This window comes from Bacteroides sp. 2_2_4, assembly GCF_000157055.1.
Taxonomy (GTDB): domain Bacteria; phylum Bacteroidota; class Bacteroidia; order Bacteroidales; family Bacteroidaceae; genus Bacteroides; species Bacteroides ovatus.
Map to the genome: position 1 here is coordinate 263672 of NZ_EQ973364.1, position 6874 is coordinate 270545.

Annotated in this window: 8 protein-coding genes and 1 tRNA gene; 7 read left to right on the plus strand and 2 right to left on the minus strand. The window is 45.6% G+C overall.

Features of this window, described 5'->3' with window-relative positions; translation table 11 throughout:
* Positions 1-4: 4 nt before the first annotated feature.
* Both ftsH and rsfS read right to left on the minus strand, forming a co-directional pair.
* Positions 5-2155, minus strand: coding sequence for an ATP-dependent zinc metalloprotease FtsH (gene ftsH / locus BSCG_RS07175; RefSeq protein ID WP_008776785.1), 2151 nt, complete (start codon positions 2153-2155; stop codon positions 5-7).
* Between the two features lie 9 nt (positions 2156-2164).
* Positions 2165-2524, minus strand: a complete 360-nt coding sequence (gene rsfS / locus BSCG_RS07170; RefSeq protein ID WP_004301405.1) for a ribosome silencing factor — start codon at positions 2522-2524, stop codon at positions 2165-2167.
* Between the two features lie 264 nt (positions 2525-2788).
* Between rsfS and BSCG_RS07165 the strand changes: the two genes are divergently transcribed.
* The 7 genes from BSCG_RS07165 (at position 2789) to BSCG_RS07135 (ending at position 6655) form a co-directional block, all read left to right on the plus strand.
* Positions 2789-2859 (plus strand) — tRNA-Gln (locus BSCG_RS07165).
* Positions 2860-3032: 173 nt separating this feature from the next.
* Positions 3033-4295 (plus strand): site-specific integrase, encoded by a 1263-nt coding sequence (locus tag BSCG_RS07160; protein WP_008776786.1) that lies wholly within the window; start codon positions 3033-3035, stop codon positions 4293-4295.
* Entirely contained in the window at positions 4292-4561 is a 270-nt protein-coding gene (locus tag BSCG_RS07155) for a hypothetical protein (RefSeq protein ID WP_008650634.1), read from the plus strand. The genes BSCG_RS07160 and BSCG_RS07155 overlap by 4 nt, the downstream gene beginning before the upstream one ends.
* Before the next feature lie 27 nt (positions 4562-4588).
* Complete coding sequence (locus BSCG_RS07150) at positions 4589-4909, plus strand: helix-turn-helix domain-containing protein (RefSeq protein ID WP_004310981.1); 321 nt, start codon at positions 4589-4591, stop codon at positions 4907-4909.
* 5 nt (positions 4910-4914) lie between these two features.
* Complete coding sequence (locus BSCG_RS07145; RefSeq protein WP_004310980.1) at positions 4915-6147, plus strand: DUF4373 domain-containing protein; 1233 nt, start codon at positions 4915-4917, stop codon at positions 6145-6147.
* A gap of 11 nt (positions 6148-6158) precedes the next feature.
* Positions 6159-6389 (plus strand): hypothetical protein, encoded by a 231-nt coding sequence (locus BSCG_RS07140; RefSeq protein WP_004310979.1) that lies wholly within the window; start codon positions 6159-6161, stop codon positions 6387-6389.
* Positions 6386-6655, plus strand: coding sequence for a hypothetical protein (locus tag BSCG_RS07135; RefSeq protein ID WP_004310978.1), 270 nt, complete (start codon positions 6386-6388; stop codon positions 6653-6655). The genes BSCG_RS07140 and BSCG_RS07135 overlap by 4 nt, the downstream gene beginning before the upstream one ends.
* Positions 6656-6874: the final 219 nt, after the last annotated feature.

Here is a 6874-nt window from a genome sequence, read left to right on the forward strand (position 1 = left end):
TTAATTAGTTGGACCCGTTAGCTTCTTCTTCATTGGATTTACCCTCTACGGTAACTTTGCCCTCCACAGTAACCTTTTTACCTTCTGCGGCAACTTTGGTGTCTATGGGTGCTTGTTTTTCCTTTGCGGTATTTTCAGCTTCCTCTTCTTTGATTTCTTTTTCTTCTTCTTTCAGCTTTTGGGCAAGTTCTCTTTCAGCTCTTGCGGCATCCTGACTTTCTTTAGCAGCCATGATTTCTTCCGAACGGGAAGCCCAAGGGCGTTTACCGAAGATGCGTTCAACGTCTTCCGCGAAGATTACTTCTTTGTCAATCAGTAATTGCGTCAGTTCGTTGTGTCCTTCTTTATTCTCCGACAGAATTCTCTTGGCACGGTCATACTGCTCGTTTACCATTCTCTTGACTTCTTCGTCAATCAATTCGGCTGTCTTTTCGCTGTATGGACGGTTGAAAGAATATTCATCGTTGTTGTAATAACATAAGTTCGGCAGCTTGTCGCTCATACCTAAATAAGCAATCATGCCGTATGCCTGCTTAGTCACCCTTTCCAGGTCGTTCATGGCACCTGTTGAGATGCGGCCGAGGAATAAATCTTCAGCGGCGCGTCCTCCCAAAGTAGCACACATTTCGTCCAGCATCTGCTCCTTGGTAGTGATCTGACGTTCTTCCGGCAGATACCAGGCAGCTCCTAATGCACGTCCGCGAGGAACGATTGTAACTTTAATCAATGGGTTGGCATATTCCAACAACCAGGAGATAGAGGCGTGTCCTGCTTCATGCAAAGCGATAGAGCGTCTTTCTGCTTCCGTTGTAATCTTGGTTTTCTTTTCCAGACCACCGATGATGCGGTCTACCGCATCCAGAAAGTCTTGCTTGCCTACAAATTTCTTTCCGTGGCGGGCAGCGATCAATGCAGCTTCATTGCAGACATTGGCGATATCCGCACCCGAGAATCCCGGAGTTTGGCGAGCCAGCAAGTCTACATCAACACTATCGTCTATTTTGATCGGGCGCAAATGCACACCAAATACTTCTTTACGTTCATTCAAGTCGGGCAGATCCACATGTATCTGACGGTCAAAACGTCCTGCACGGAGCAATGCTTTATCAAGTACGTCTACACGGTTAGTAGCAGCAAGGATAATTACACCGCTGTTGGAACCGAAACCGTCCATCTCTGTCAATAACTGGTTCAAGGTGTTTTCGCGTTCGTCATTTCCTCCCATTGCAGGATTTTTGCCACGAGCACGTCCTACGGCATCAATCTCATCAATAAAGACGATACAAGGAGCTTTCTCTTTGGCCTGTTTAAACAAGTCGCGAACACGGGATGCACCTACACCCACAAACATTTCCACGAAGTCAGAACCTGCCAGTGAGAAGAAAGGAACATTAGCTTCACCCGCCACAGCTTTGGCAAGCAAAGTTTTACCGGTTCCCGGAGGGCCTACCAGCAATGCTCCTTTGGGTATCTTACCTCCCAAATCCGTATATTTCTGCGGTTCCTTCAAGAACTCTACAATTTCCTCTACCTCTTGTTTCGCTTCTGCCAAACCCGCTACATCCTTAAATGTAATCTTGATGGCTCCACCTTTTTCAAAAAGCTGGGCTTTTGATTTTCCTACGTTAAATACACCGCCGGGGCCACCACTGCCACCTCCGCTCATACGGCGCATGAAGAAGATCCATAACGCTACAAGCAAGACAAGCGGGAGTATCTGGATCAGGATTGCGGGAAAAATATCCGATTTGGGCGGATAGTCGGAAGAACCGTCAAAATGACCGGCTTCCTTTTCTGCCTGCAAAAACTCTTCCAGTTTATCGGTAGATGGCGTTCTACTTGTAATGATAGGGTTACGTCCCACTTTGGTAGAGTCCGCTCCAAAAACAGCCCCTACAGCAGTCGGTTTAAGAAAAGCTTCTATTGACTTATCTTCATAACCCAATACTTTGCTTACATAGCCCTTTTTTACGTAGTCCTGAAACTCACTGTAAGTTACAGCTTTGCTTCCAGCTCCCTTTGAATCACTGCCCCACCAGAGGCCGAGAAGCATAAGGGCAATAATCATATACATCCAGTTCAGGTTGAACTTAGGCATATTAACCTTATTGTTAGGTTTATTGCTATTGTTATTATTGCTATTATTATTGTCCATAATCATTAATTAGTCTAGATCGGGGATTTGAGTAAGTTTGGCATCTGCCCAAAGGTGTTCAAGATTATAAAAATCTCTTGTCTCCGGTAAAAAGACGTGTACCAGTACATCGGCATAGTCCATTGCCACCCATTCAGCATTCCGGAGTCCATCGATTGCATAAGGTTTGCTATCCGCACCTTTGCGTGTAAATTCCTTGATTGAATCTACAATGGCACTCACTTGACTGGGAGAATTTCCCTGACAGATAACGAAATATTTACAGATGGTATCTTCTATGCTGGTTAAATCGGCAACGATTATCTTTTTACCTTTTTTCTCTTGAATTCCTTCTTTTATTTTTTCAATTAATACTTTAGTATCGTTCATTCCTGTAATTGGGATTAATAATTCATGTTCTCTATTTGTTTATAACAAAAAAAGGTGACCCTTTGTTTCTGATAATAAACGTGATATTTTTGACAAATATACGCTGATTTATTGGATACAAGAAAGTTATCCCTCAATTTTTGTGTTTTTTAGTGGAGATACTTTTGTTTGGAAAGCTTATTTGGACATTTTTGCAAAAAAAATATCGGATTTGTTTTGAATTCCCAAAATATTTGTATCTTTGCACCCGCAAACGAAAATCATTGGGCTATGGTGTAATGGTAACACTACAGATTCTGGTCCTGTCATTCCTGGTTCGAATCCAGGTAGCCCAACAAAACACCAGCTTTTTACTGACAAAAACCCGCTAAAAATGCAATTTTAGCGGGTTTTTTTGTGCTTTGACAAATACCATCCGAAAAAAGTTGACGCTAATTCGGTGGCTAATTCGGTGACACGAATGCTCTTTTTTGATATTTTTTTGAGCGGTTCTCAAAAAAAAGCAATGATGAGCCAAAAAAAGCAAACTTTCAATGTTCTTTTCTGGATAAGGAAAGGAAGAACGAATGAAAAACTGTCACCTCTTTCATGTCGGGTTACGATTTCGGGACAAAGATACGAAATTCCCACGAAACTATACCTACGGTCTGAATCATGGTCGGCAGTTGCGCAAAAGTCACTTGGTAAGACCGCCAATGACAAAGAAGCCAACCGGTATATCGAAGATTTGAAAATCACGATCGAAGATACCGTTATCAAAATCAGACAGAAAAACTACCCTCTCAACATTGAGAACTTCAAACTCATGTTTCAGACACAGGATAATGAGTTCTCTACCATCAGCACACTGTTTGATTACCATGAAATCATGGAGAAGAAAAATCTCCGTGCCAGTACATTTGTCGGCTATCACGTAACGAAGAAACACCTGCTCAACTTTATACGTATCAAATACCATGTCTCTGACTATGATTTGACCGCCATTGACAAAGCTTTCGTTTATGAGTTTTACGCCTATCTGCAAGGCTATAAGAGGGAAGGGGAGACCGTATGCGCTGTCAATGGTGCATTGAAGCATATCCAGCGTTTCAAAAAGGTGATGAATGTCGCCCTGCAAAACGAATGGATAAGCCGGAACCCTGTCTGCCTGCTCAACGCCAAGAAAACGAAAGTAGAAAGAGGATTCCTGTCCGAAAAGGAACTGAAGAGCATCGAGGAAGTCCCTTTGCCCGTCAACCTCTCCATCGTGAGGGACGTGTTTGTATTTGCTGTCTACACCGGACTGTCATTTGTCGACATCAGTAACCTGACGAATGAAAATATAAATGTCGGTATCGACAAAAGCTTGTGGCTGAACTACTATCGTCAGAAAACGGACATACACGCCATGCTGCCTTTATTGCAACCTGCTGTCTGTATATTAAAGAGGTATGAAGCATACCACAAAGGAAAACGGACTAATCATGTATTCCCGGTACCGCCCAACCAGGTGGCAAACCGATACCTGAAAAAAGTGGCCAAGGAAGCGGGAGTAGAGAAAAATATTACCTTCCACATGGCCCGACACACTTTTGCCACCACTATCACCCTGTCTCACGGCATACCGATTGAAACTGTGTCAAAAATGTTGGGACATACCAGCATCAAGACGACGCAAATCTACGCTAAGATTCTGGACACGAAAGTCATGGACGACATGGCGGCTCTCAAAGAATTGTACACCAGAAAGGAATCTCAAAAATCACCAGATAATAAAGCCGTAAACGGATGAAAACAACCGCAACCATCAGCCAGGAAGAACTGGAGCAGAAAGCTGTCGATAGCATGATAGCATACGAGAAGAGCCTCATTTCCGGACAGGAAATGAAGGATGCAGTCACCCGCGCGCTGCATCACTACGCCAACAGGGAAGGACACCGGGAAATCGTCCTGAAAGGGTGGATTATAAAAACCATCTACGCCCTCGACAGCAGCCAACTGAAAGACCTCGACCGGGTAGCTTTCACCTGCATGGATAAACAGCCGGTTAACCCCTGATAATTAACTCACATAAAAAACAAAATCATGAAAACAGAAACCAACAGCATGAGAATCGTGAAACCTGAAAAGGAATCTGAAAAAGCAGTCGTGGAACCCCAAAAGGAGAAAGCCACCGGAAAACCGAAGTACAAACCCGTGGAACCCGTCACACTCGAAACTGTTCCGGAAGATGCCGTGTTCATCCGCTCCACGGATGTATGCAAATTGCTCAACATCAGCAACTCAACGTTAAGGAACATGCGTGCGGAGCACGCAATCCCATTCTACAAACTGGGTGGGATATTTCTCTACAGCAAAGAAGAAATCATGAATTACCTCGCATCCAATTACAGTAGAAGAATCTAGCGAAAATGGCAAAAACAGGATTATCATATTATCAGGCGGAAACCGACCGCTTTCAGGACATCAAGGTAAAACGCCTGAAGAAGCGGTACGGCTGCGAAGGGTATGCAGTGTACCAGTATATCCAAAACGAGATATACCGGGTTGAAGGCTGTTATATCCGTTTCACGGACGACCAGCTTTTTGATGTTTCCGAATACTGGGGCATTGAAGAGCAACGGGTAGAAAAAATCATTGAATATTGCACGGAAGTGGAATTGTTCGACACCATTACCTGGCATACGAATCATGTACTTACTTCCGTAGATATTCAGCAGAGATATCTCGAAATCTGCCGGAGAGCCAAGAAGAAGATTGTAATACCGGAAGATATACGGCTTGTCGAGATACAAGACGTGGCTTCCGGTGTGACAGGTGCGCCGCTACCTCTTTTCTCCGGTCAGGAAATTGAGACGAAAACCGGAAAAACAGTTTATGGTTCTCCCAAACTGGATACCGGAAAACAGACCGCAACCGATATCGGAAAAGAAACCGTAATCACTGCCGGAATATCTTCCGGCGTCATTATTCCGCAGAGTTCTGCGGAAATTCCGGAAACTCCGCGGAATTCTGCGGAAAAACGGCACAAAGAAAAAGAAAGTAAAGAAAATTCCCCCTCTATCCCCCGGACTATTCCGCCGGCAAGGGATGATGAGGACAAAGTTTCACTCTCTCCGGACGGGAATAGGGGAAATGTTTCCGCAGAATCCTGCGGGAAACGTCCGGAACATGGCGAAGAATACCGTTTGAAGTTGCAGCGGCTGGGTGAAACCTGCTACAATCTGGGGTGTTCGAAAGGAGATGTCCGTAAGGTTCTGATGATAGAAAATATTGCCATGGACGACAGCCCGATATGGCAACTGATTGAAGAGTTGAAGGCGAGCGGCGGACGTTATTCGTTCACCGGAGAGGTGTTGCCCGCCCTGTGGGGACTGGTGAAGACGGGGCGCCTGCGGATGATGGAAGAGCATACGGATGAGGTGAAAGAGGGCGTTCATAACGTCAGGCAGATGCTGTCGGGTATCGGCGTGCCGAGCTACGACATGGACGAATTATGCGGAGAGGCGAAAGGCAAAGAAGATGTCCTGCAAGAGGTTATACGGGAAATACGACGATCGAAAGGGCGGATTCTTTCGGTGAGCTGTTTCATCAGGTCACGGTTGAAAAAAGCGAAGAAAAACGAATTGCAAAAAACGGCGTAAGCCACACAGTTATGAGTGAAGATAAAAACAAGACGCCGCTCTACTACCCCCGCAAAATGCGTACAGGGTGGTGCGTGGCGCACGAAGTGACAGCCGCGGGCGTCACTATCGAGAGATACGGAATACACTGCCAGACGTATGCGGAAGCATACCGACGGGCGGAAGTGATGAACCAGCAGCAACAGGCGCAAGCCCTTCAACCAGCCAACTCTGACGGCAAGAGAGGGGGTGAACGATCATGAGCGAAAAAGTAAGCACGATCACCTTGCGACTGACAGCCGAAGAAGCCGCCCAACTGGAGATACTCAAAGACATCATTGGGAAGAAGAGCGGGAGCGAAGCGATTAAATACGTCGTCAAGGAATACCCCCGTTTCTGTACCCACTACAAGCAGGAAGCGAAGGAACACGGAGAACTGAAACGAAAGTATCGGGAGCAGGGCGAAGCAGTGCGGGGTTTTCTGTCGGCACTCGACAGGTTGGAGAAAGCGGGCAGGGAGAAAGAGTAGGGGGAAACGATTGCTAGCAAAATACGCTCCGGAAGATCTTGGCCAATGAAATATTTGCTAGCAGATGTTTCCGGATCGTGTACTCGAGCTGCGTAAAAGTGCTAGCGGATTCTTGTTCCCGGTTCGTTCCGGAGCAACTAATTTGCTAGCAATTAACGGGGATATCAGGTTGATGGAGCCGGGATCCCGACAGGTATGTGATAGCAAGTGAAGGTAATG